Genomic DNA, 24,434 nt, shown 5'->3' with positions numbered 1-24,434 from the left:
CTGAAGCGGAATAAATTGAGAGGGAAATACCTTCTTCTGAAGTATTGAAATCAGAAATAAATGTTAGCATTCTGTATAAGTTACAGTGTTCTCCTGAAGTTTTTGTACTTTATAATTTAAATCAAAAAATAAATTATGAAAACTGCTTCTTTACTTAAAGATCTCGAATATAATGATCAAAAACCTGCAGTTAAAGTGCTGTTGGATACCGATAGCAGCAGGGAGATAAGAATAGCTATGAAAAAAGGCCAGGTCATGAAAGAACATAAAACTCCTTATCCCATTGTGGTGGAACTTTTTGAGGGTGCCATAAATTTTGGGGTAAACGGCGAAGTGCACACCATCACCAAAGGAGATTTACTTTCTTTGGAGGGTGATATACCTCACGACCTCAAGGCCGAAGAGGATAGTATAGTGCGGCTCACCCTGTCAAAATCTGATACTGCTGAAAGAGTAAAGGGTGTAGCTGAAAGTTCTTAGGAGAAAATAAAACCTGCGCAAGGATTTTTACACTTTGCGCAGGTTTAGCGTTTAGCAGCAACCAGAATCGGGAGTACAGCATGCACCCTGCGATTGGAGGTCTACCATTTTTAATTTCGGTTTATCTTTTACAGCGCCCGGTTTTTCTGCATAAACCGTAATACTAAAGATCCCGGTTTCCCCTTGCTTAAAGGCGGTCATATCTTCTCGAGAGAGATATTTCTCCAGAATATCATCGGGGATGGTAATAGGTTTTTCCTTTTGAAGAATTACATTTTTGAAACCTGCATCTTTAATGTGCTGCAGGTAATCCTCTTTTTGTATGGCTCCTGCCACACATCCCGCATACATTTCTGCGTCTTCACGTAAAGCTTCAGGCAATTCCCCTACTAAGACAATATCCGAAATGCTAAAATGCCCGCCAGGTTTTAAAACCCTGTAGATCTCTTTAATTACTTTCGGCTTATCGGGCACCAGGTTAAGGACGCAGTTACTCACAATCACATCGGCGCTGTCTTCATTCACCGGCATTTCGTCAATATCTCCTTCGCGGAATTCTACGTTGTTAAAACTAAGTTTTTCGGCATTAATACGGGCTTTTGCGATCATGGCAGGAGTAAAATCTATACCAATCACCTTACCTTCCGGCCCTGTTTCGTGTCGGGCCACAAAGCAGTCGTTTCCGGCACCCGATCCAAGATCTATTACGGTATCGCCCTTTTTAATACCTGCATATTGAGTAGGTAGTCCGCAGCCCAGGCCCAAATCGGCCTCTTCAACGTAACCACCGGTTCCCGTGTAATCATCCATCATGATGTTGTACACTTTATTTGAAGGTGTTGTTGCACCACAGCAGGAAGCAGCGTTCTCTGCTTTTCCCTGTTCGGCAATTTTTGCATATCGCTCCTTTACCGAATTCTTAAGTTCCTGATCCCTGTTCATATTTTAAAGTTTTGGAATAACAGTTTTTATATTCATTGTAATATTACGATAAATACTTCAGATGGGAAAATACTCCAGGTTTTTTCTTCGGAAATTAAAAATACATATTAAGACCTATCTGGGTTTTGTATTGTCTTGCTCAATGCCAGCAGCACTTTTCAGCAGAAGAAGATAAATAAAAATGCTATTTAATGCTTCGAAATCTATTACTGATTCAAAGCGGCTGAATTTCTTAAAAGTATAAATTCCCTATACATTCAGGGCGCTAAAGCCAGAAAAATAGTTCCTAAAAAGCTCATTTTTGACACTTTATGTAAAAATTTCTTTTCCTAATAAAAAGTTAATTATTACATTTGGCCTGCTTCCCTACGGCAAACATGTGTTAACTCAAAATTCCAAACTAATGGAAAAGGTTATTGTTGCTGTGATCACAACTGTATTTTGTTCACTTTTTGGTGCTGAAACTAATATGAATGAGCCTGCCGTGACTGCTAAGGGAGGCGGAAGCCAATCGGGTATTCTCGATCCTCTTGATGAGATTGGTGCCCACGGATTTTACCCCGATTCAAAACCGACTGCTTACTGGGCTACCGATAGTTGTTTTTCTACTTACGGTAAATAAGAAAAACCATCCTTCAAAAATGGCATTTTTGAAGGGTATCCTTTAATACTATTGCCTGGGTTAAGATTATTCCTGTGAGTGACCTTCCGGAAGGTACAAGCTCATATCTTCGATTTGCAGCTCATCTAAATGTCCCATCTTGAGTTCATCGGCAGTGATAAGATGCATGTGTGCGTTGGAATCGTGATGCGTAAAAACTCCTTTGTGTTCTGTAGAATAAAACCCAACAATTTCTGCTTTTTCATTTTTAATGTCATAATCAACCTGATTCTCATGTGCTTCAGCCGGGGAAGAAACTTTTGCTCCTTCCGGCAGGTTTAACACGTGGATTTTTGCGTGGGCTACAGTTCCTTTCAGTTTAAATGCAAACGGGCTGCTGATTTTAGAAGTTCTTTCTCCAATATATTTTTCCACATCCTGAATTGTTGCAATACTATCTGGTAACACAATTTCTTTCCATTTATCTACATTTGAATACACAAAGAAAGGTGCCGATGCCTCATAGCTTTTCTTTACTTCTAAACTTCCGTTTGTTGTTACTCTTGAAATATAATTTTTTCCGTCGTTGATAAGAAGTTCGCCCTGAAGATGGCTTAAGGGACCCAAGCCGTAAAGTCCTGTTTTATTTGCAATGGTGTCCAGGGAGAGCCTGTCTTGCAGGTCTCCTTTAAGCATTACATTTCTCATGGCTCCAATGATACTCACACCAGCAGCATGTTCTTCTGTTGTTCCTTCTTTTGGTGAAAGGCAACTTAAAAGCGTCAATGTAAGTAATGCAATAACCGGTTTCTTAAATGTCATATTTTTGAATTGAAAAGTAAAATTTATTTGAATAAGAATTTGAACCACTGCCCAAAATTCTTGCTTAAAAGGTGAGTTTTTGAAGGCTTTAACTCCCGGGATTTTAGATTTTCTATAATTTCATTCATTGACTGGCCCTGCACATAATCAAGTCTTTTCCACTTTTCGGGCTCTAGATAAAAGAGATCTTCGAATTGCTTGTAATTTGTTTCATCGATTTGTCTCCACTTGTCGAGAAAGATCTCCCCGTTCACCTGGTGCGAATGCCCCCAGTTGGAGAATTTTGTCTTTATTTCGTCTTCACTTCTCGATAAACATTCGTGTATAATAATATGCGGAACGTAGATTACCCTTTGCCTGGTATTTCTCCCTGTGACATAATCGGGATAGTTGGTTGCAAATTTTTGATTGCGGGGTTTTGATACGTACAAAATACCATTCCCGGTATATTTATACAGGTTAATGTAGTAACCTGCAATCTGGATTCGGTTCTTTTCGGGGTTTTCGAGATACTTGTTGCGCGATCTCAGAGCTTCAGCAAAAGCTTTGAAATCTATAAAATATTCATCACTGTCTACTTGTATCAGCCAGTTCCCTATGCCCATTTTTGAAGCCAGCATTTTTCTTTCCCTTACCTCATTTTCCATAGGTGAGAGATTAGGATGAAAAAAGTCATCTCTGTAAATGCTGATTTTATTTTCTGTATCGAAAGTCTCAAGCCAGTCAAAAAATTGCTCCTCAACCTGAAATTTGCTGCCCGTCCACGTTCTTAGATCTTTATCGAGCGCAATGATTATAGAATCGGCTTCGCTGTACACCAATGGAAGGGAGGTTTTGAGTAACCGGTAATCATAAGACATTAAAAAACCGACCTGAATTTTATTCATTTTGCTGATGTAAGCTGTTGTTTTTTCTGAAAAGTACAGCCGGTACTTTTTCTTTTACTGAAGTAGAATTTCCCATGGAATACTTTTTTTTCATAGGATCCAGATCGTAAGGAGTAAGCATAGCACGATGATGATGAAATTATTTAAAGCCCTTACCAGCCAGCTTTGCTTCGACCAATTATGCTTCAGAATTTTTGTTAGTAATACAGCAAAACTCATTAAAAGAAACCATATTGTAAAGAAAAATGATGTTTTTCCGCGCAATAGTACCGTTACGGTATCGTGAATTAAACCACTTACTAAAAAAGTAATGACCAATGCAATAGATGCGGGGAAAATCCTCTTTGATGGTTTAAAAATAAATTTTCCGAGGTAGTAGCCAAAAATAGGATTCCAGTATGTCCAGAAGGTCGAGAAGTTCTTAGCCCCAAAGGAGCGGGAAAGATTGTTGCGCAATGACCCCCGACTTCCCATGGAAACCCCATTTCTTTTCTTTACGTAATCTGAAAGATTGATATTCAATTAAAAGTTTTTATATAATTCTGGTGCCGGGATTCAGAAACATTTAATTTAAATCAATTTAAGAATATTTCTAAAACTTGCAGGTAGTTGTGTTTTATCCTAACTCATTTGCAGTTCCTTAGCATTCTAATTAAACTTTTACATAGATAAATTTCCATTAATTAAAGTAGGGCCGTGAATGTCAAGCCGCTGTTGCGACGGGTTTGTGGTCCCCTGTAAAGCCATTTTTTTAAATATTAATCCTCAGAGTTGCTTTTGTGGTTACGACCTATTAAAATCCTGCTGCAGCGTCGTCACCCCGCGGATCGGCACCAGCTTCCAGCTTTCCTGTAGGCAATACAAGAATGGCATCTACCTTTCCAATAATAGTAGATTCTCCCACTTCAATGTTGTAGCCTTTTTGCTGTAGCGTATTGAATGTGGTTTCAGAAAAACCATTCGGTTCAAAACGCACTTCGTCTGGTAGCCATTGATGATGGAAACGTGGTGCATTTACCGCCTGCTGCATTCCCATCCCAAATTCAGTAACGTTTAGAATAGTTTGCATGACAGAGGTAATGATCGTAGAGCCTCCCGGCGAACCAAGCACCATATAAAGTTGCCCTTCTTTCTCTACAATTGTTGGTGTCATAGAGCTTAGCATTCGCTTTTCGGGCGCTATTGAATTGGCTTCGGCTCCTACCAGCCCAAACATATTGGGCACTCCCGGTTTAGCACTAAAGTCGTCCATTTCATTGTTCAGAAAAAAGCCCAGTTCTTCTATGTAGAGCTTTGATCCATAAGCACCATTTAAGGTAGTAGTTACCGAAACCGCATTCCCTTCAGCATCAACGATAGAGTAGTGGGTGGTTTCGAGACTTTCGGCAACCGGGATATTCCCATGGCCAATCGTGCTAGAAGGAGTAGCTTTTTGAAAGCTGAAACTACTCATACGCTCCTTGAGATAATCTTCGCTCAGCAGCATTTCCGAAGGAATATCAACGAAATCTGAATCACCAAGATAAAAACCACGATCGGCATAGGCTCTTCTTTCTGCCTCTGTGATCACCTGTATAGCCTCTAACGAGTTATGGCCGTACTCGTGAAGAGGGTAAGGGCGAATCATCTTCATGATTTGTCCCATCACAATGCCGCCACTTGATGGAGGAGACATTGAGATCACCCTAAGATCATCATAGGTGAAAGTTACGGGATCCCGCCATTTCACCTGGTAGGCAGCAAGATCTTGCATATTGATAATTCCGCCTTTTTCCTGAAGAAACTGCACCAGTTCTTTTGCAGTTTCACCCGAATAAAATTCTTCCCGTCCTTTTGCAGCAAGTCTTTGCAGAGTTTTAGCCAGCGCAGGATTTTTAAGGGTGTCTCCTGCTTCATAAGACTGGGCAAAGAGCACGTTCTCATGATTGGCTTTAATGATAGAATTCCGGTGGTGTGCCAGGGCAGCAGCCTGTTTGGCAGTTACCACAAAACCCTGCTGAGCCAGTGCAATTACCGGGGCCAGGATCTTTTCTACAGGTAAGCTACCAAATTTTTCATGTACGGCAAATATTCCTGCTACGGTTCCGGGGACTCCAACGGCCAGTCCGCCAAAACGGCTTTTTTGAGGATCTGCATTACCAAGACTATCCAGATACATATTGCGGTCTGCACCCAAGGGGGCTTTTTCCCGGAAATCGAGCGCACCGGTTTTGCCATTTTTGAGCCTGTACACCATAAAGCCACCCCCGCCCAAATTCCCGGCGTATGGATAAACCACTGCCAAAGCCATTTCTGTAGCTACCATGGCATCAAAAGCATTACCGCCCTGCTTTATGATCTCCTTGCCTATTTCTGAAGCTTCTTTACGGGCCGAGACCACCATTGCGTGTTCTGCTGTTAACCCGCGTTCTGCCGGAGCAGAAAAGTCTTGAGGTTCTTTCGGAATTTTGCAGGACTGCTGAAGTATAATCAGCAGGAAAAAGACGAAGTATTTCTTCATGTATTGAGATTTTTCATGACCATTAGGCTAAACTAAGGCAAAATAATAAATAGCTAAATAAAAACAGTTCAAAACCCTGCCTGAAGTATTCTCCTCATTCTCTGTTCTTTTGCGGTAAATAAGCTACAGAGAGAAAAGAAACACCGGAAAAAGCGGAATTTCCCTTTGAAAATTAGAAATAAGCTGCTTAATTTGCACTTCCAATTCGGGATGTGGCGCAGTCCGGTAGCGTATACGTCTGGGGGGCGTAGGGTCGCAGGTTCAAATCCTGTCATCCCGACAAGTTTAAAAGCGATGCGCAAGCATCGCTTTACTTTTTTAAAGCAGTACTAAGAGCTGTAATTAGGATTTTATAAATCCTCTCATCCAAACCAAGTTTAAAGTGCCACATAAAACTTACTTAGTTTACAGCTTCATATCTCCAAAACACTAAAACTTTAAGCTGAAATATTGTTGAATTTCCGAAGTGAATTTTTAATATTTTCAGCTCTAGAACCCCATATTTTCATCTTTTACGAATTCGTTTTCGTAAGTATTAATTTCTCCCGTTTTGGTCTATGTACTCTTTGTGGCTACTGGTTATCACTTTGGGGCTATTGGTATCATAACCACCCAAAAAGGCTGTATTCTGCTGTAAATTTGCAGGGAATTCTAACGTTAAAAGCTAAAGAGCGAAAACGTTATATAAGTAACCATTTAAAGCTGTTGTCATGAAAAGATTTTTTATTTCCCTTGTCATTTTAATGTGGGCAGGAATCGTTAATGCGCAATTTACTGAACTCGATGAAGCCCGTATTGGATTTGACCCTTTGTTACCGGAAGTTACCGTTGACGGGGCCAACTACATATTTAAAGTTGAAGAAAAATACGCCGGAGAATTTGAAAAAGACCCGGTTGCCTTTCTTAATGAACATTGCAACATAGAAGCTTTTCTTGATCTCGTGAAAAATGAAAAAAACCGCCACTACCAGTTAGAGATAAATAGCACCAAAGGCAAATTAAAAGCCAAATACTGTCAGCAAGGAAACCTGCTCAGAATTTCCTACCAATTAAAAGATGTACTTCTTCCTTTAGATCTGCAAAAAGAAGTGTACCGCCAATACAAAGGCTGGAATATGACCCAAAACGTTCATATTGCCAAAGGAAAAAAAGGAATTGTTAGTGAAGACTATTACAAGATTCGTTTAGAAAAAGGAAGTGAGGTGCAAAACCTCAAAATATCTGTAAACAAAATAGAACCCATAGAAGTTGCGAGCATGTAAAGTTGATAGTTGAAGCTCGATGAAAGACTGCCAAAGAAGCAATTCATTTTGCACCTGTAAAGGTGCAGGATCTCTGCACTAGCAGGGATGAAGGGGTGATGAATGGCTTTTTTGACAGTCTTATTCTATTTTTAAAAATCTATATTTTCCGGTATTAAAGTCTAAATTTTATTCCACTAAAAAAGGTGATATTATTATCCTTTTTTGTCTCTCATTCCTTCATTTTTAGGGTTTAAAACTGTAAATTTGAAGAACTAATCAGGTAAAAAGCTTCGCCCTTGAAAGCTTTAATAATAGACGATGAAGCCCTCGCCAGAAAGCGGGTTATTAACCTTCTTAACAAGGTTCCGGAAATTGAAATTTTGGGAGAATGTGCTAGTGGGAAAATTGCCGTTGAACAAATCAATTCTTTAAAACCCCAGGTAATCTTTCTGGATTTAGAGATGAAAGATATGGACGGCTTCAGCGTTCTCGAAAAAATAAAAGTCGTTCCCAGGCCAATCATTGTTCTTTTGGCCGCTCACACTCCCGATGCCTGTAAAGCTTTTGACGCCAATGCCTGTGACCTGCTCTTAAAGCCATTTAAAGAAGAACGTTTCTACAAAACTGTCTCAAAAATATTAAATACAGGCCTGCCCGAAGAGCTCGATATTGACGAAAAGATTCAGAATCTGCTGGGGTTTTACACGAACCGCTCAACCGGAACAATTTTTAAAATTCCGGTAAAACAGGGCAACACCACGATTTTGCTAGATCCGCGTGATATTTTGTACATCATCTCGTCGGGTTGTTATGCCGAAATCTATACTCACAACCACAAGTATTTACTCAGGGAATCCCTGTGTGCCCTTGATGAAATACTCGATCCCAACCTGTTTTTCAGGATCCATCGTTCTGCTATCGTGAACCTGGATCATGTGAAGGAACTGGTGCATTCAGAATATGGTGAAATGGATGCAAAAATGGCCGATGGCCGACTCCTTCATACCAGCAAGGCACAAAAGAAACCATTCCTGGAAAAGTTGGGGATCTAAGCCATCTAACTTCACTTCTCAAATAAGAATACTTCAGCTTTACAGGCAGTTAGTTTAATATGACTCACGTCATAAGTGAGTTGTATTGAATTGAACATATTTGTCCTAATTAATTCCGGTTATTCATTACTGAAATAAATCAGAAAAATATTGAACTGCTTCCGAAGCATTAGTAGATCTATTGAAGCTTCAACCACCGCAGAAGGTTGTAAAAAAGTGCCGGAAAAAATTCACAACAACAAAAATCTATGGAAAATAAGAAACCTATCAAACGCCATGAATCCCTTAAATCTTTAAGTCGTGAGCATCATCACGGGCTGTTGTTGTCCTGGAAAATACGGCAGGGTATAAAACTCGATGTTGAGCCCCGGCGTATGAAAGATTATACCGATTGGTTTAAAAAGGAATACCTGTACCCACATTTTGAAGCTGAAGAAAAGTTCGTTTTTCCGGTTTTAGGAAGTGAAGATCTCCTGGTAAAAAGAGCTTTGGCTGAACACCGGAGATTAAGAAGACTGTTCAATCAACAATCGGATATTCTCAAGGCGTTAAGCCTCATAGAAGAAGAACTCGATAAACATATTAGGTTTGAAGAACGCGTAGTCTTTAATGAAATTCAGAAAATAGCAAGTCCAGATGAATTTGCAGAGATAGAGAAAAAACATCATGCACAGCCTTTTTCAGATGACAACTGGCAGGATCATTTTTGGAACCAAAAGAAATAGCTCTGGTATGACAGCAAAATCAACCGTTTTAGAACCTTTGTCTATAGAACACCGGCAGGTACTACATCTCTGTGAAAACATCAGGATTGGGCTGCGGAATAATATTCAAAAAGAGCGGATAAGAAATTATACCAACTGGTTTAAATCGGAGTTTCTCGATCCGCATTTTGCGCTGGAAGAGCAGCACATTTTTCCCCTTTTAGGCAACAATGTGCGTGTTAAGAAGGCTTTGGCCAATCACAGGAGAATCAACAAACTGCTGACTTGTGATTGTGACGATGAAAAAGTACTGAATCTACTCGAAGAAGAACTGGCAACCTACATTAGGTTTGAAGAGCGGGTGTTGTATAAAGAACTTGCCCAAAATCTCAATCCAAAAGATCTTGAAATCCTGGAAAAGCACCATGATAACATTGTTTTTTCTGAAGAAGACTGGCAAGATAAATTCTGGATATCTTAAGCTGCACTCGTTAAAAATTCTCTTTAAAATAAGCTTTTTGAAGTATTACAAGGTTCTGTTAAGTGATTAGTTTTTTACGGCTAAACTTCTAAGATTTAAGTGATCAAAAAAAACAGAATTGTTATGCTAAGTACAAAAGTCCACGGTTATCTCGATTATCTCATGGGGCTCCTGTTAATTTTGCTCCCATTACACCCGGCAATTCCCGAAGCCGCTTCCATTTTGCTCGTGATTTTAGGTGCGGGAGTGCTTCTCTACAGCCTTATCACAGATTATGAACTTGGATTGCTTAAAATTCTGGACATGAAAACTCACCTGGTCCTGAATATTATGGGCGGCATATTGTTAGCCGTTTCTCCCTGGCTTTTTGGATTCGCAGATCAATTAATATGGCCTTTTTTAGTGCTGGGAATTTTTGAAGTAGGGGCAGGGCTTTTTACCACAAGAAAACCACCTTTTGAAGCTAATCCTGCTCATAAAACTACTTCAAAATAATAGGTTTTGGAAAATATTAAAGCTCAAATTTTATCGAAATAGCCTGTTTTTTATTTCTACGGAATATAAAACCTTTCAGCTTTTAATTGGGTTTTATTCGGAAAAAATCCCCTCCAAAAATCCCATTTTTGACACCCTGTATTTCTGAAGTATAGATCTTCAGCTGAAATATTTGTGGATTAGTTTATTCTGCAGAAAATAATCCTTCCGAAGTTATCTTAGTAATCTACGGGTAATAAAATTGTTTCTCTGGAAATAGCTGCTGTGGGCTGCGCCAAGGTTGAGTACAGTAGTGTAAAAACCTGACATAATGAACATTGCAGCATAAGCCGGCGCAGTATAAACCGAGCTGAGTAGGTACAAACAAATCCCGACAAGAAGTACCGTGCAAAAGAAGGAAATCCACTGGTCATCATCAACTCTCAGCTTTCTAAACACAAATCGAAGAAGCGGATTATTCTCTTCAAAAGAAGTAGCCGATGAAAAAGAAGCGATGTAAGAAAGTAGGAATTTAGAGGCAATTACTTCTAAAGCTACAAGAGTTGTGATTAGATCCATAGACGCTAAGTACTCTGAAAATGAGGAAGCTAAATTAAGCTAAAAAATTTATTCTGCAAGTTTTTTCCTCATTTTAAGTCGGTTACCCCCTTAAATTTGTTTTTCATCGAAAATTTCCGACTAAGTATAAATATATCCGAAAGAAATTTCTGTCTAATGTTATATGGGGATTCTTGAAAAAGCTCGCAGATAGGCGTATTTTTACCTTAGAATTTGTCGTGATGAAAAAGCCTATAAAGATTAAATTTTACGATCCCCGTGAGGAATATTTAAACGTATTAAGCCATGGAGCAGGTCTTGGTTTTAGTGTGTTGGGGCTTTTTCTGTTAATTTTCAAAGCCATCGAATTTAATGATACTAAATTGTTCCTCAGTTTTGTCATTTTTGGCGCTTCGCTCATCCTGCTTTACTCGGCCTCCACACTTTATCACAGCACCAAAAACCTTCGAAAAAGGTTCACTTTTAAGGTCTTTGATCATATTGCGATTTTCGTTCTTATCGCCGGAACCTACACTCCTTTTGCTCTTGTAACCCTGCAGGGACGTACGGGCTGGATCATTCTTGGGGTGGTATGGACCATTGCCCTTTTAGGCACTTTTTTGAAGCTGTTCTTTACCGGCCGTTTCAAGATCTTTTCCACCTTACTTTATGTTAGTATGGGTTGGGTGATCGTCTTTGCCATAGAACCTCTTATGGAGAACCTTTCCAGCGAGGGCCTGTGGTGGCTTTTAGGTGGCGGACTCGCCTATACCATCGGGGCGATTCTCTACAGCATTAGCAAAATAAAATACAATCACGCAATTTTTCATTTGTGTGTTTTACTGGGAAGTTTCTGTCACTTCATGGCTATTTATCTCCATGTGCTCCCTTAAATTAAGTTGAATTTATAATTTTAGAGAGCCGTAATTTTTACCTTTATACATAGAAGTTAAATTCCGCTCTTAATTTGTAGCTGCTTTCAGAGTAAATTTCTCCGGGGCAAGCCCACGGAGCATTTTAGTGGAACACGTTTTCAAACTTTACAACATTTACTAACGAGGCAAGCCTCGGGGTATTTACCCTCCTATGAATAAAAAATCTGGAAAATAGAATTTTCCGGTTTTCTTATTTGTGATCCCAAAGTTTAAAAAAAATGAAACTGTCACGAAAAAATGTTCAAATCAAAGAAGATCTCATCACGCGTGACTGGCTGGCGATAGACCGCACCCGCATGGCCAATGAAAGGACTTTTCTCGCTTACCTGAGAACCTTTATTGTGGTATTAAGTTCGGGAGTGGCGATTATTAGAGTAGAGGTGCTCCAGGAAATGTACGATCTGGGAATTTTTCTCCTGGTGGTTGCACCTGTAATCCTGCTCATAGGGATTGCAAGATTTCTATATGTGAGAAGACATATTAGAAAATATTTTACCGTTAAGTGAGCTTCAGGAGCTATTCCCTGTTTTTAAAAATGTTCGAAAAGGGTTGAACAAAGGGGACTTTATAGCTTAAAAAGCTGCTCTTCTATCTTTTCTTTCTTTTTCCTTTTTTCCCGAATACGCCCATCATTGTAGGAGAAGAAATAAACCACAACACGAATCCGCTTAGCACGGTAATAAGGCCCAGCAGGGAAAAAGCTCTTAAAATTGAAGTATTAAAATCATCTCGCGTATCATAATCCATAGTATGGGTCATCCACAGGAAATCAAACCACCTCCAGTCTCTGTGTCGTACAGATTTAAAAGTTCCGTCAACAGCCGAGATATATGCTTTGGGTTTTTCCTGCCCGGCATAAGAAATAACATAGGCCGGTAAAGGGCCGCCGCGGTATTCATGGTGATCGCCGGTTTCGGTAATCTTTTCAACTCCGGTGATTTTCATGCTGTCGAGCATGTGTTTTTTTGCAATTTTTACCGCTTCGTCTTCTGTAATTTCCTGCTTTTGTTCACCATTTCGGGCGTGTACCAATTTTTCATTGTTCACCCAGTAGTAAGGTTCTCCTGCTATATCTTTTAGCTGAAGGGAATTGATCTGCATTTGGGGAGCTACTTCAGAAATACCTGGAAGATATGAAAAAGTAGTGGGGTGCACATGATTTTTTCTGAAGTGGTCACCGTGAATCTCGTCAATATCGGTCCAGCTGAAGTACATTCCGCTAATAGTCCACATCAAAAATTGAATTCCGAGGAAGATCCCCAGGTAGCGGTGTGCTTTTCTAATGTAGGAAGCAGCTTTTCGTTTTACAAAAGGCATCGAGAGTTGTGAATTTCTACAAGTATACTAAAATCTGCTTCAGCTGAAGTTCCTGTCTTAAAAAACTCCTTCAGTAATCCCCATTTTTGGATGGTAATGATCTATAGCATCTTTCAGGATTAATAAGGCGATCTCAACCATATTTTTTAGTTCGTAGAATGCAACCGAACCACTATTGAACGGCGGATAACTTTCCATTAAGTCGTGCATATTCCGCAGCTGTTCAAGGGCTGCCGTTTTTGCCATTTTTGGAGCCGAATGTAACAGGTCATAATCCATGATCTCGTTGAGGCGCTGCCTGAGACTGGCGATGATCTTTTCATCAACTTCGGTATTGAAATTATTCAAAACCTCTTGCTGATTCCGGTTGCTGGGATAGGAAAGATGATCCAACTCCTGCAACACGGCTTTTGAAGCTTCGTGCGAATAAACTATGGCTTCAAGAAGGGAATTGGATGCCAGCCGATTGGCGCCGTGAAGGCCGGTGTGCACACATTCTCCCGATGCGTACAGCTGCTCCACCGTGGTTCTCGCATGCTGGTCTACATCAATGCCCCCGCACTGGTAATGAGCTGCGGGTACAATAGGTATAAGATCTGTCGCCACATTAATACCTATTGCACGACAGTAGGCGACAATAGTGGGGAATTTGGCAGTGAATTTTTCAATATCCAGGTGACGGCAATCCAAATAGGCATGTTTTTCTCCCGAGCTTTTTAGTTCTTTGACAATGGCTTCAGATACGATATCACGGGTTGCCAGCTCCCCCCTGGAATCAGATTTATAGAGGAAACGTTTGCCCTGGTGATTTACCACGTAAGCACCATAGCCACGCACAGCTTCAGAAATGAGAAAAAGCGGATGTTTCCCCGCTTCATACAATGCTGTGGGGTGAAACTGTATGTAGTTCATGTTTTTTACCGCCGCCCCGGCTCTCCAGGCCATGGCCACCCCGTCGCCGGTGGCTACCGTAGGATTGGTGGTGTTGCCAAAGACCATCCCACAACCTCCACTTGCCAAAAATGTGATTTTGGAGGTGATGCTTGTTCTTTGAGAATTGGTCTTGTTAAGCGCATGTATCCCAATACACCTGTCTTTTTTGGCGTTGAGTATGAGATCGATTACAAAATAGTGATCGTAAAAATGTATGTTGGGAAGTGACTTTGCATGTAAGATCAGCTTTCGCTGAATTTCAAATCCGGTAAGGTCACGGTGGTGGACAATCCGCCGTCGTGAGTGTCCGCCTTCAAGTCCTAATTCGAGAATTCCATTTTTTCCGGAGTCAAAAGAAGTTCCCCACGCCACTAGCTCTAAAAGTCGTTCGGGGGCTTGTGAAACTACCATTTTAACCACTTCAGCATCATTTATTCCGCGTCCGGCTTCAATAGTGTCTTTTACGTGCAACTCAAAGCTGTCCTGCACCCGGTCAAGCACCACGGCAATTCCACCCTGTGCCTGGGCTGTGTTGGAAATCTCCATTTTTTCCTTTGTAATGACAGTAACATTTACATCGGGACGGGCTTCTGCAATCTTAATGACAAAGGTGAGGCCAGCTACGCCAGATCCTATTACCAGTACATCTGTTTTCATTCTAAGAAAGTTCTAACATGCGTTTAATAGGCACCAGGGCCTTTTTCATAAGATCTTCAGAAAGTTTTATTTCGGGGGTTTCTTTTGCGAGGCAGTCATAAAGTTTCTTTAGGGAATTCATTTTCATAAACGCACATTCACTGCAGGCACAGGTATTGTCTTCTTTGGCAGGGGCGGGGATAAGGGTCTTTTGGGGTACATCCTTTTGCATTTGATGCAAGATGCCGGCCTCGGTCGCAACAATAAATGTGTCGTGCTCACTACCCTTCACATAATTGAGCATCCCCGAGGTTGAGCCAATATAATTGGCTATTTTTAAAATATGGGTTTCAGATTCGGGATGCGCTATGATCTTTGCTGAAGGATGCTGCTTATACAACTCCAGCATCTTATCAAGCGAAAAAGCTTCATGAACTATGCAGGCACCATCCCACAGCAGCATTTCCCTCCCTGTCTTTTGCATCAGATATTTTCCAAGGTTTTTATCGGGGGCAAATATGATTTGCTTTTCCGGCGGAATAGAGTTGATGACCTTTTCGGCATTTGAAGAGGTACAAACAACATCGCTGAGGGTTTTTATTTCGGCAGAGCAATTGATGTAGGTGACCACCACATGATCTGGATATTGTTCTTTTAGTTTTCTAAAGGCTTGAGGCGGGCAACTGTCGGCCAGGGAACACCCCGCATTAAGGTCGGGCAAAAATACCCTTTTTGAGGGGTTAAGGATCTTGGCGGTTTCGGCCATAAAATGTACCCCGGCAAATACAATGATCCCGGCCGAAGTTTCAGCGGCCTTTTTCGCCAGTTCGAGCGAGTCGCCAATGAAATCGGCAACTTCCTGTATTTCGGGTTCCTGGTAATAGTGGGCCAGGATCACTGCATTTTTATCCTTTTTTAATTGTGCCAGTTCTTCTTGTAAAGTGGTTGGTTGCGGTACGGATACTGTCATAAATAATCCTGTAGTGATTCAAATTTTTAAAAATGTGTCTCCCGAAATAAGGCCTGAAGTTAGATCCATCAAGCTTGTTCTTTCCACAATTTCTTTCAGGCTGTTTCGCACAGGCTTAAAGCGGGAATGGAAAGGGCAGGGATGATCTTCACTACAGTTATGCAGGCCAAGGCTACAACGGGTATAGACTTTGTCTCCATCAATGGCCAGCACGATTTGGGAAATCTTAATGTCTGGAAGCCTTTCTTTTTCAACCTGAAATCCGCCATGAGCTCCTTTTGTAGAAACTATAATGCCGTTTTTTGATAACTTCTGAAGGGTTTTAGCCGTAAATGCTTCGGGAGAATCAATCTCCCTTGCAATATCTTTCAGGCTTGACCTTCTCCCTTTTTCAGATTCTGAAGCAATAAAGATCGTGGCTCTTATGGCATACTCGCAGGCTTTTGAAAACATGGTTCGTAATTTCAGTTTGTAAAACAAAAATAAGGACAGTAAAGTCTCTTTTTTATGACCTCTGTCAGGAACTGCCACTTTTCATGCTTTTGAAGTTGTAGTTTTCAAAATAGGAGAAATGCCCTTTTTTTAGATTTCCGGAGAATAAATCAAGCAATATTCTTCAGAAATTAAATTAGGGTAATTGCTTAAATATAAATGCCTTATAAAGAATTGTTTTGCTTTAAATTCTTAAATTTAAAGAGCGATTGCTGGGGAGTTGAGGTTAGTTTTTGATCATTTTATGTGCCCTTTTCTTTCGGGTTGTACTTTTAAAGTTGTGCGAAATGAAGATCTCTCCTAAAAAGATCATGATTTTCTTTGGGCCGATGGTTTATTTTGCTCTGCAGGCAGTAGAACATCCCCAGTCAATGCCAATTTTGGCCTGGGATGTATTGTGTGTTACCATCTGGATGGCAATTTGGTGGGTGAGTGAAGTTGTACCCATTGCTGTCACAGCTTTGCTTCCTATTGTGCTGTTCCCCCTTTCCGGGGCTTTATCTATTGAAGCAACCACCGCAGCCTATGGCGATAAATTCGTCTTTCTTTACCTGGGTGGTTTTCTTTTAGCCATTGCAATAGAAAAATGGGAGCTACACCGGCGAATAGCGCTTAGCATCATAAGGCTTATTGGAAACAATTTAAAGTTGATCATCCTCGGGTTTATGATAGCCACGGCTTTCCTGTCTATGTGGATCTCCAATACAGCAACCTCGGTAATGATGCTGCCAATAGGAGCGGCAATTATTAATCAATTATGGGATGACCCAAAGACAGAGCGGGACGAAAAAGCCATTTTTGGAAAGGCGCTCATGCTGTCTATAGCTTACAGCGCTTCAATAGGAGGGATAGCCACTTTAATTGGAACACCGCCTAACCTTGTGCTGGCAGGAGTGGTGCAAAAATTCTATGGCATTGAAATCACCTTTTACCAATGGCTTAAACTGGGGCTGCCTATCTCTCTTGTTTTACTGGCAATTAGCTGGAAGTATCTTACCACATTTGCCTTTGATCTTAAAGGCATGAGACTCCCCGGAGGTAAGGCCGAAATCGCCAGGCTGCTTCACGAATTTGGCGCTATGACTAAACAGGAAAAGATCGTTCTTACCGTTTTTATACTTACAGCACTTGGATGGATCACCCGATCTTTTTTGCTACAACCTGTACTTCCGTTTTTAGATGATACAGTAATAGCAATTTTCGCAGGAATCACACTTTTCCTGTTGCCATCGGGGAAGGAACATGGCCGAATTCTTGTTTGGGAAGATGCAGTGAAGATTCCGTGGGGAATCATTATCCTTTTTGGAGGAGGTATGGCACTGGCAAAGGCTTTTGAGGAAACCGGCCTTGCTGTTTGGATTGGGCAGCAGCTTAGCAGCCTTGAGAATTTACCTCTTATTCTGCTGGTACTGGTGTTGGTGACTGCGGTTAATTTTCTTACTGAAGTCACCTCCAACCTTGCTACCACAGCAATGTTGCTGCCTATTTTAGCCCCTATGGCACTCGCCATGCAAATTCATCCTTACTTCTTACTGGTGGCGGCCACCCTTGCGGCATCCTGTGCATTTATGTTACCGGTAGCTACACCACCTAATGCTGTGGTCTTTGGTGCGGGATACTTGAAAATTAAAGATATGACGAGAGCGGGCATTTGGTTGAACCTGTTGTCTATTCTCATCATCACCCTCGTCATCTATTTTCTTCTGCCTGTTATTTGGGGAATAGAAGTGAGCGTAATTCCTGAAGTTTTTCTACCCGGATCGAGTTAACAGGTAAGAATTTTTGTCTTCTTGGGTAATGGTTCTTATAACTTTACAGGGATTACCTGCAGCAAAGACGTTTGGGGGAATATCTCTGGTCACCACACTTCCTGAACCAATAACAGAATTATCACCTATGGTCACCCGCGGATTGATCACCACGTGTCCTCCTATCCACACATGATTTCCTACTTTCACCGGGTAGGCATGTTCCCATTCCTGTATCCTGTTTTCATAGTGCATAGGATGTCCGGCAGTAAAGATCCCTACATTGGGGCCAATAAGCACATGGTTTCCAATAATTACTTTGGCGCAGTCCAGAATTGTGAGGTTATAATTTGTATAAAAATTCTCACCTATTTCAATATTGTAACCATAATCACAGCGGAAAGGGGGCTCAAAGTAATAGCTGTTCCCGGTTTTTCCCAATAGCTGCTGAAGGATCTCCTTCCGTTTGTCTACTTCGGAAGGAGGTAGGTTATTAAAGCTGAAGATAAATTCTTTAGCTTTTTGTCTTTCTGTAAGTAATTCATGGTCAAATGCTTTATAAGGCTCACCTGTCAACATTTTTTCCTTTTCTGTTTTCATGAGCTTTATATGAACTTGTTTCTTTTATGCTGAAATTTACTACACCTTTTCGGGTACACCTGTTTCGTATGGGTTGGATGGATCATTGCTCCACTCAAACCAACCACCATCATAAACTGAAACATTTGGCCATCCCAAAAGCCAGGCATTAAACCAGGCTTCACTGCCGCGCCACCCTGTACCGCAGTAGAATGCGAGATGTTTATCGGGGGTAATTCCATTTTGTTCCCAGTTTTCTATGATCTCGTGGAATTCCCGGGTAGTGTGGTCAACATTCCGGTAGTTTTCCATGTGGTAAGCGTCACTACCACAGTCGGCAAAAATGGCTCCGGGGATACGCCCTTTGGCTTCAATGTAATTGTAGCCACTTACCTCACCAATATATTCGGGATAGCTGCGCACGCAAACCAGCTCGGCATCGGTCGAAGCAATAATGTCTTTGGCTTCGGGCACGTCTACGGCCAATTCGGGGTGAGCCGGAATTTTAACTCCAAAATCTTCTACAGGTTCCTTTTTCACATCTTCTTTACTCACTTCAAAACCTGCGTCTTCCCAGGATTGAAAGCCGCCATTGAGTATTCTTACGTCTTTTACACCGGCGTACATCATGATGAAGGCATTTCTTATAGCGCCAATATCTCCGGCAGCACTTCCGGGAAACTCATCATCGTTATCGGGGAACATGAATTTCCCGTAGAGAATTACGGTAGTATCGGCTGTGATGCCGTGTTCTTCCAGGGCTTTATTTAGTTCTTCGGGGCTGCGGCGGTTCCAGGTTTCAGGAGATTCCAGGGCGTTGGTGTCCATGTCTATTGCTCCGGGGATGTGGCCGGTTAAATAGGCGTCCCTATTGCGATAATGCGCATGTACCACCACATATTTATCGTTGTCATATTCTGCAGGTTTTTCTCCAGATATAAGTTTATTCACCCATTGTGCCGATACCAGCTGCCTGTATTTTGGTAGATAGCTCATGGGTAAATTATCGTCGGTAGTCCATTCGTCCAGAAAGTGGTTGAAAAGTGCCATTTTTGAATACCCTGCTTTTTCAAAGCTTTCGGCTACCTTTTGGGCTTCATCGCGATTGTATCCGTAAATGATAATTTCCCGGGAAGGATGAATTTCCTTATGCCGCACAATCTCAATCCAGTCCATGTAGCCTGTCCATTTCGCCGGAAGCGATTTTGCACCTTTTATATGTCCGCCACGAGGTTCATTTTTTAATTTCCAGCCGTTATAGGCGTCAACCGGGCGCACGTCAATAACTAATGCTCCTTTATTTTGTCTATCAATAAGTTCCTGAGTGGTTACTTCCCTGAAGTTTGTCATTTTTCGGATTTTATGTGCAAAAAAAGAACTTCCGAAGAAGCTCTGATTTTTGGTTTTTCCGAAGATAACTAATTTCCCATTTTTTTGAGGCAGGCTGTAGCTTAAGAAATTCCTAAAACTTACTGAAGAAAGGGAATTCTGCTACAGGTCAATCTCTTTTTTATAAGATTGAGTTTTTTCCACGCCATTTTCATTAGTGGTTTTGCGAACCACGATCTCCAGTTTTTGATAATCTTCCATATTGCCAATGCCGCTTTCTACAGCATTTTTGATTTCGCCTGTCATTTTGAAGAAAGAAACAACGTTTACCGGTAAAGCTTCTGGCTGAATTTCAACTGTAAGAGCATGGTATTCTGTATCTCCTGTCTTTTCGGTTTTTGAGGAGCCAATAGAAATATTTTCAGCAGGAATAACTGCAGAGATCCTGCTTTTCAAAGTTTCCTGCTCCACAGTATATTCGGGAGGAATGGTATCCTGGTGGACTACTCTTGTGATCTTTTCTACACAGGAGGTGAATAAAATTAAAACTGTAAGTAATGGCAGGAATTTGAAGCTTTTCATTTGATCTTTCGGGTTAGGAATGGGTTTAGCTATAGAAATTAGTAGCAGCCTGTAACAGGTTGTTACAAATCTTAGGAGCTAAACCAGGAATGTTTTTTGAAAAAATTCAGTTAAAACCCGAATTCATCTATAAAAATTTAATTTTTTGAGCTGCAATTTAGGAAGTGATAAATGTCTTCAACTTTAGCGCTAAATCTTCCGTGTGTGCCTGAAAAAGCTTAGTTTTGGGGAGATTTGAATTAATTTCGGCATGAAGAATAACAGGCATTTTGTAATTGATTTTGACAGTACGTTCACCCAGGTGGAAGCTCTTGATATATTAGGCGAAATTTCGCTGGAGAACCACCAGGAAAAAGAGGAGCGGCTTCAACGGCTTGTAGATCTTACCAACAGCGGGATGGCCGGTGATCTCTCCTTTAGGGAATCCCTGGAACAGCGGCTGGCCCTGCTCAATGCCGAAGAACAACATTTGCCAAAGCTTGTTGACCGCTTAAAAAGCAAGGTTTCTACGAGTTTTATTAGAAACAGGGAGTTCTTTGAAGAAAACCACGAGAATATTTATATCATTTCAAATGGTTTTAAAGAGTTTATTGTGCCTATAGTGAAAGAGTTTGGCGTAAGGGAAGAGAATGTTTTCGCCAATACTTTTCGCCCTGATTCTGAAGGAAAGCTTACCAATTTTGATACCGATAATGTCCTCTCATCCAATAACGGAAAGGTAGAAATGCTCAAGCGGTTAGACCTGCAGGGCGATGTTTACGTAATTGGGGATGGCTATACAGATTACGAGATCAAAGCCGCCGGTCTTGCCAATAAATTTTATGCTTTTACTGAAAATGTTGAACGCGGCAATGTTTTGGAAAAAGCCGATCATATTACACCAAGTCTTGACGAATTTCTATACCTGCACAAAATGAATAAAGCTATCTCTTATCCTAAAAATCGAATTAAAGTGCTGCTGCTCGAAAATGTACACGAGGACGCTGTAAAGATCATGAAAAATGAAGGCTACAACGTAACTACAATTGCAGGTGCACTAGATGAAGAGGAACTCGCCGAAAAGATCAAAGATGTGTCGGTGTTAGGGATACGATCAAAAACCCATGTGACCGAAAAGGTGCTGAAAAATGCCAACAGGCTTATTTCTGTAGGTGCGTTTTGTATTGGTACCAACCAGATAGATCTTGAAGCCTGCCTCAAAAAAGGGATTGCAGTTTTCAATGCACCATTTAGCAATACGCGATCTGTCGTTGAGCTTGCCATAGGTGAGATCATCTTTCTTATGAGAGGCCTGCCCGACAGGCTGGCGGAGATGCATGCCGGTAACTGGAACAAATCGGCTAACGGCAGCAGGGAAGTCCGCGGAAAAAAGCTGGGGATTGTTGGCTACGGAAATATAGGCGCACAGCTATCGGTAGTTGCCGAAGCTATAGGTTTTGATGTCTATTATTACGATTTAATGGAGAAACTGGCTTTGGGAAATGCTACCAAGTGCAGCAGCCTTGAAGAATTACTTCAAATAGCTGATGTTGTTACCCTGCACGTTGATGGCCGCAAAGAAAACCATAACCTTATTGGAGAAAAAGAACTTGAGCTTATGAAAGAAGGATCAGTGTTTCTCAATCTTAGCAGGGGGCATGTAGTTGATTTGGAAGCTTTGAAAAAACACCTGGAAAGCGGCAAAATAAGTGGCGCCGGAGTAGATGTTTTTCCGAAGGAACCCAAGACCAATACAGAGCAATTTGAATCGGAATTACGGGGTGTCAAAAATGTCATTTTAACGCCTCATATTGGTGGAAGTACCGAAGAAGCCCAGGTGAATATCGGGAATTTTGTTCCCAATAAGATCATTGAGTACATCAATACGGGAAGTACCACCAACAGCGTTAATTTCCCTAATTTGCAGTTGCCTATACTTGAAAATGCCCATCGTTTAATTCATATTCACCACAACAGGCCTGGCATTATTGCACATATCAACAACGTCTTGTCGCAGCACGACTGTAATATTGTAGGGCAGTACCTTAAAACCAACGAATCTATAGGATACGTGATCACCGATATCAATAAAGCCTACAATAAGGAAGTGGTTGATGAGATGCGGGGAATTGATGGAACCATCAGGTTCAGAGTGCTTTATTAATTCTCAATAATCGATAAACTATTGATAATTAATAATAGTCAATAGTACATATTCAATACACTATATTCAACTTGTCTGCTGATTAAGGACTAACAAGTGAAACATGATTACAATCATGTTTTGGCTGTGATGGATTCTGCATCTTTGGGGTTTTGCCTCTAAAACCCTTAATTAATGACATATAATTTAACGCCTCACCGGTTCCATATTCCGGTAATGGGCTTGGCCTTTACCATAGACACGCCTATAAAGGTGGCGCACTATGGTATTACCTCTGCGTTGTCTATCATTGAAGACAATCTCATCGAGATGATGAGAAAGCATTACTACCAGGAAAACAATGAGATTTATGTTCCCATTGAAAAGCACGAGGAAAACTACCGCGTGCGACGCATCACCGACTATCTTAACCTGGTCAACCGAAATGTTCAATCTAAATTTGAAAAACTCAAATCTTCAGCTTTTGACAAGGGATCAGAAATTGTGAAGTATTTTGAGATGCTGCCCGAAGAAAGTGGCCTCAAAGAAAAATACGAGCAGTTTTTACAGTCTCATGGCGAAGCCAAAGCAGAGCTGGAAAGTTTTCTTCGGAAGCATATTAGTCCCGGTGGGATTGAAGTGAACATCATGACCAAAGTGGATAAGAACAACACCGGAAAAAACGGAGAGATCCTTCCCGATGGTTCTGACGCTTTGGGAGCACTAAAAGCTTATGCCGAAAGTGAACTCGAAAATTCAGCAGTGATATTTTCTGCAGGGATGAATCCGAGATTGTTCAATTACCTGGAAAACTTCAGGGAATTTGATGCTTCGGCCTGGGGCAGGTTCAAAAAGAAAGTGATCATCAAGGTGAGCGATTACCGTTCGGCACTTATCCAGGGAAAGTACCTTGCCAAAAAAGGCATTTGGGTAAGTGAATTCAGGATTGAATCGGGATTGAATTGTGGCGGACATGCTTTTGCCACCCAGGGATATTTACTGGGACCAATTCTGGAAGAATTCCGAAGTAAAAAAGAAGAACTGGAACAGGCACTTTTCAGCCTTTACAATCCGGCAATACAGGCCAGGGGAGAAGCAGGTTTTGACCAGCCACACCCTGTAAATATTACGGTACAGGGCGGGATTGGAACTGCAGCCGAGCAACAATTGCTTTACGGATATTACGGGGTTAACGGCACTGGCTGGGGAACTCCCTTTTTGCTGTGCCCTGAAGCTACAACTGTAGATGCAGGTACGCTCGAACTGCTGCGGAAAAGTAAGGAGAATGATGTGGTGCTTAGCAAAGCCTCACCGCTGGGAGTGCGCTTCAATTACCTGAAGAATACCAGTGCCAATGTAGAGAGGCAGCAAAGAATTGACCGCGGGAAACCCGGAAGTCCCTGTACCGAAAAGTACCTGGTTTCAAATACCGAATTTACCAAAGAACCCATATGTACGGCTTCGAGAAAGTACCAGAAGCTAAAGCTGGAACAGCTGGAAAATGCAGGTTTGCCTGAAGAAGAATATCAGTTGCAGGTAGACGATTTGCTGAGCAAAGAATGTCTTTGCATTGGCCTTAGTAGTTCTGCCGGAATTAATTATAAGGTTCCTATTGTAGAAAAGCTGGATGCCGTTACTATTTGCCCCGGGCCAAATATTGTAAATTACAGTAAACTAGCAAGCTTGCAGGAGATGAGCGATCACATTTATGGTAGGCAGGAGCTGCCTGTAGATCCGCAACGGCCACATATGTTTGTAAAAGAACTTCAGCTTTACGTGGAGTATCTAAAAGAGGAAATCAAGAACACTTTTAATCCGGTGCCCAGAGATATTAAGGGCTGGACGGGTTTCTGCAATAATTTGCTAGAAGGGGTTTCCCATTATAGAACACTTGCTGAGCAGGAGCTTATTAAAAAGAAAGAAGCTTTTGAACAGGGCTTAAACAGATGGGAAGCAGCAGTGCTCGAAATCAAAGCCGGCCTGGAAAGCAGGTAAATATATTACCCTCCAAAAATGACATTTTGGAGGTTTTTTTTTTGTCCCTGG

Annotated in this window: 25 protein-coding genes and 1 tRNA gene; 13 read left to right on the top strand and 13 right to left on the bottom strand. The window is 41.3% G+C overall.

Annotation, left to right across the window (positions count from 1 at the left end; translation table 11 throughout):
• Positions 1–135: 135 nt before the first annotated feature.
• Positions 136–480: a cupin domain-containing protein gene (locus ACQ93I_RS09955; RefSeq protein WP_431698381.1), complete on the top strand. Its 345-nt coding sequence runs from the start codon at positions 136–138 to the stop codon at positions 478–480.
• Positions 481–531: 51 nt separating this feature from the next.
• Here the strand turns inward: ACQ93I_RS09955 and ACQ93I_RS09950 are convergent, their stop codons facing one another.
• Positions 532–1,422 (bottom strand): arsenite methyltransferase, encoded by an 891-nt coding sequence (locus tag ACQ93I_RS09950; RefSeq protein WP_431698380.1) that lies wholly within the window; start codon positions 1,420–1,422, stop codon positions 532–534.
• A gap of 403 nt (positions 1,423–1,825) precedes the next feature.
• Here ACQ93I_RS09950 and ACQ93I_RS09945 point away from each other — a divergent pair, with 403 nt between their 5' ends.
• On the top strand, positions 1,826–2,044 hold the full coding sequence (locus ACQ93I_RS09945; protein WP_431698379.1) for a hypothetical protein: 219 nt from the start codon (positions 1,826–1,828) through the stop codon (positions 2,042–2,044).
• Between the two features lie 66 nt (positions 2,045–2,110).
• Here the strand turns inward: ACQ93I_RS09945 and ACQ93I_RS09940 are convergent, their stop codons facing one another.
• The 4 genes from ACQ93I_RS09940 to ggt all read right to left on the bottom strand — a co-directional run bounded on the left by ACQ93I_RS09940 (position 2,111) and on the right by ggt (position 6,232).
• Positions 2,111–2,845: an acetolactate decarboxylase gene (locus ACQ93I_RS09940; RefSeq protein WP_431698378.1), complete on the bottom strand. Its 735-nt coding sequence runs from the start codon at positions 2,843–2,845 to the stop codon at positions 2,111–2,113.
• A 23-nt stretch (positions 2,846–2,868) separates the two neighbouring features.
• A complete protein-coding gene (locus tag ACQ93I_RS09935) occupies positions 2,869–3,732 on the bottom strand; it encodes a hypothetical protein (RefSeq protein WP_431698377.1) in 864 nt (287 codons plus the stop codon).
• Positions 3,733–3,822: 90 nt separating this feature from the next.
• Positions 3,823–4,254 (bottom strand): MBOAT family O-acyltransferase, encoded by a 432-nt coding sequence (locus ACQ93I_RS09930; RefSeq protein ID WP_431698376.1) that lies wholly within the window; start codon positions 4,252–4,254, stop codon positions 3,823–3,825.
• A gap of 271 nt (positions 4,255–4,525) precedes the next feature.
• Positions 4,526–6,232, bottom strand: a complete 1,707-nt coding sequence (gene ggt / locus ACQ93I_RS09925; protein ID WP_431698375.1) for a gamma-glutamyltransferase — start codon at positions 6,230–6,232, stop codon at positions 4,526–4,528.
• A 206-nt stretch (positions 6,233–6,438) separates the two neighbouring features.
• Between ggt and ACQ93I_RS09920 the strand changes: the two genes are divergently transcribed.
• The 6 genes from ACQ93I_RS09920 to ACQ93I_RS09895 all read left to right on the top strand — a co-directional run bounded on the left by ACQ93I_RS09920 (position 6,439) and on the right by ACQ93I_RS09895 (position 10,208).
• A tRNA-Pro gene (locus tag ACQ93I_RS09920) sits at positions 6,439–6,512 on the top strand.
• A 430-nt stretch (positions 6,513–6,942) separates the two neighbouring features.
• Positions 6,943–7,494, top strand: a complete 552-nt coding sequence (locus ACQ93I_RS09915) for a hypothetical protein (RefSeq protein WP_431698374.1) — start codon at positions 6,943–6,945, stop codon at positions 7,492–7,494.
• 278 nt (positions 7,495–7,772) lie between these two features.
• Positions 7,773–8,528, top strand: coding sequence for a LytR/AlgR family response regulator transcription factor (locus tag ACQ93I_RS09910; RefSeq protein WP_431698373.1), 756 nt, complete (start codon positions 7,773–7,775; stop codon positions 8,526–8,528).
• A 248-nt stretch (positions 8,529–8,776) separates the two neighbouring features.
• The gene (locus ACQ93I_RS09905; RefSeq protein ID WP_431698372.1) at positions 8,777–9,253 is read left to right on the top strand and encodes a hemerythrin domain-containing protein; all 477 of its coding nucleotides are present in this window, start codon (positions 8,777–8,779) and stop codon (positions 9,251–9,253) included.
• A 7-nt stretch (positions 9,254–9,260) separates the two neighbouring features.
• The gene (locus tag ACQ93I_RS09900) at positions 9,261–9,713 is read left to right on the top strand and encodes a hemerythrin domain-containing protein (RefSeq protein WP_431698371.1); all 453 of its coding nucleotides are present in this window, start codon (positions 9,261–9,263) and stop codon (positions 9,711–9,713) included.
• A 123-nt stretch (positions 9,714–9,836) separates the two neighbouring features.
• Positions 9,837–10,208 (top strand): SPW repeat domain-containing protein, encoded by a 372-nt coding sequence (locus tag ACQ93I_RS09895; RefSeq protein WP_431698370.1) that lies wholly within the window; start codon positions 9,837–9,839, stop codon positions 10,206–10,208.
• A gap of 213 nt (positions 10,209–10,421) precedes the next feature.
• Here the strand turns inward: ACQ93I_RS09895 and ACQ93I_RS09890 are convergent, their stop codons facing one another.
• Positions 10,422–10,766, bottom strand: a complete 345-nt coding sequence (locus ACQ93I_RS09890) for a hypothetical protein (RefSeq protein WP_431698369.1) — start codon at positions 10,764–10,766, stop codon at positions 10,422–10,424.
• A 221-nt stretch (positions 10,767–10,987) separates the two neighbouring features.
• On the opposite strand from ACQ93I_RS09890, the gene trhA reads away from it, so the two are divergent.
• Entirely contained in the window at positions 10,988–11,638 is a 651-nt protein-coding gene (trhA, locus tag ACQ93I_RS09885; RefSeq protein ID WP_431698368.1) for a PAQR family membrane homeostasis protein TrhA, read from the top strand.
• A gap of 260 nt (positions 11,639–11,898) precedes the next feature.
• Positions 11,899–12,186 (top strand): DUF202 domain-containing protein, encoded by a 288-nt coding sequence (locus ACQ93I_RS09880; RefSeq protein ID WP_266070524.1) that lies wholly within the window; start codon positions 11,899–11,901, stop codon positions 12,184–12,186.
• Between the two features lie 82 nt (positions 12,187–12,268).
• Here the strand turns inward: ACQ93I_RS09880 and ACQ93I_RS09875 are convergent, their stop codons facing one another.
• Genes ACQ93I_RS09875 through ACQ93I_RS09860 form a run of 4 tightly spaced genes read right to left on the bottom strand, consistent with a single transcriptional unit; the run spans position 12,269 to position 15,989 of the window.
• Positions 12,269–12,997, bottom strand: coding sequence for a PepSY domain-containing protein (locus ACQ93I_RS09875; RefSeq protein ID WP_431698367.1), 729 nt, complete (start codon positions 12,995–12,997; stop codon positions 12,269–12,271).
• Positions 12,998–13,054: 57 nt separating this feature from the next.
• A complete protein-coding gene (gene nadB / locus ACQ93I_RS09870) occupies positions 13,055–14,587 on the bottom strand; it encodes an L-aspartate oxidase (RefSeq protein ID WP_431698366.1) in 1,533 nt (510 codons plus the stop codon).
• A gap of 1 nt (position 14,588) precedes the next feature.
• A complete protein-coding gene (gene nadA, locus ACQ93I_RS09865) occupies positions 14,589–15,536 on the bottom strand; it encodes a quinolinate synthase NadA (RefSeq protein ID WP_431698365.1) in 948 nt (315 codons plus the stop codon).
• 18 nt (positions 15,537–15,554) lie between these two features.
• The gene (locus tag ACQ93I_RS09860) at positions 15,555–15,989 is read right to left on the bottom strand and encodes an RrF2 family transcriptional regulator (protein ID WP_431698364.1); all 435 of its coding nucleotides are present in this window, start codon (positions 15,987–15,989) and stop codon (positions 15,555–15,557) included.
• 326 nt (positions 15,990–16,315) lie between these two features.
• Between ACQ93I_RS09860 and ACQ93I_RS09855 the strand changes: the two genes are divergently transcribed.
• Entirely contained in the window at positions 16,316–17,797 is a 1,482-nt protein-coding gene (locus ACQ93I_RS09855; RefSeq protein WP_431698363.1) for an SLC13 family permease, read from the top strand.
• Here the strand turns inward: ACQ93I_RS09855 and ACQ93I_RS09850 are convergent.
• The 3 genes from ACQ93I_RS09850 to ACQ93I_RS09840 all read right to left on the bottom strand — a co-directional run bounded on the left by ACQ93I_RS09850 (position 17,780) and on the right by ACQ93I_RS09840 (position 20,266).
• Positions 17,780–18,376: a sugar O-acetyltransferase gene (locus tag ACQ93I_RS09850; RefSeq protein ID WP_431698362.1), complete on the bottom strand. Its 597-nt coding sequence runs from the start codon at positions 18,374–18,376 to the stop codon at positions 17,780–17,782. The genes ACQ93I_RS09855 and ACQ93I_RS09850 overlap by 18 nt on opposite strands.
• 39 nt (positions 18,377–18,415) lie before the next feature.
• Positions 18,416–19,705: a rhodanese-like domain-containing protein gene (locus ACQ93I_RS09845; RefSeq protein WP_431698361.1), complete on the bottom strand. Its 1,290-nt coding sequence runs from the start codon at positions 19,703–19,705 to the stop codon at positions 18,416–18,418.
• Positions 19,706–19,846: 141 nt separating this feature from the next.
• A complete protein-coding gene (locus tag ACQ93I_RS09840; RefSeq protein ID WP_431698360.1) occupies positions 19,847–20,266 on the bottom strand; it encodes a hypothetical protein in 420 nt (139 codons plus the stop codon).
• Positions 20,267–20,516: 250 nt separating this feature from the next.
• Here ACQ93I_RS09840 and serA point away from each other — a divergent pair, with 250 nt between their 5' ends.
• A complete protein-coding gene (gene serA / locus ACQ93I_RS09835) occupies positions 20,517–22,409 on the top strand; it encodes a phosphoglycerate dehydrogenase (protein WP_431698359.1) in 1,893 nt (630 codons plus the stop codon).
• A gap of 174 nt (positions 22,410–22,583) precedes the next feature.
• Positions 22,584–24,383 carry a hypothetical protein gene (locus tag ACQ93I_RS09830; protein ID WP_431698358.1) on the top strand — a complete coding sequence of 600 codons (1,800 nt, stop codon included), beginning with the start codon at positions 22,584–22,586 and terminating at the stop codon, positions 24,381–24,383.
• Positions 24,384–24,434 lie beyond the last annotated feature (51 nt).

This window comes from Salinimicrobium sp. WS361 (assembly GCF_050750585.1).
Lineage (GTDB): Bacteria > Bacteroidota > Bacteroidia > Flavobacteriales > Flavobacteriaceae > Salinimicrobium.
Note: the sequence above shows the minus strand (reverse complement) of the source record. Positions and strands in the feature narration are given on the sequence as shown.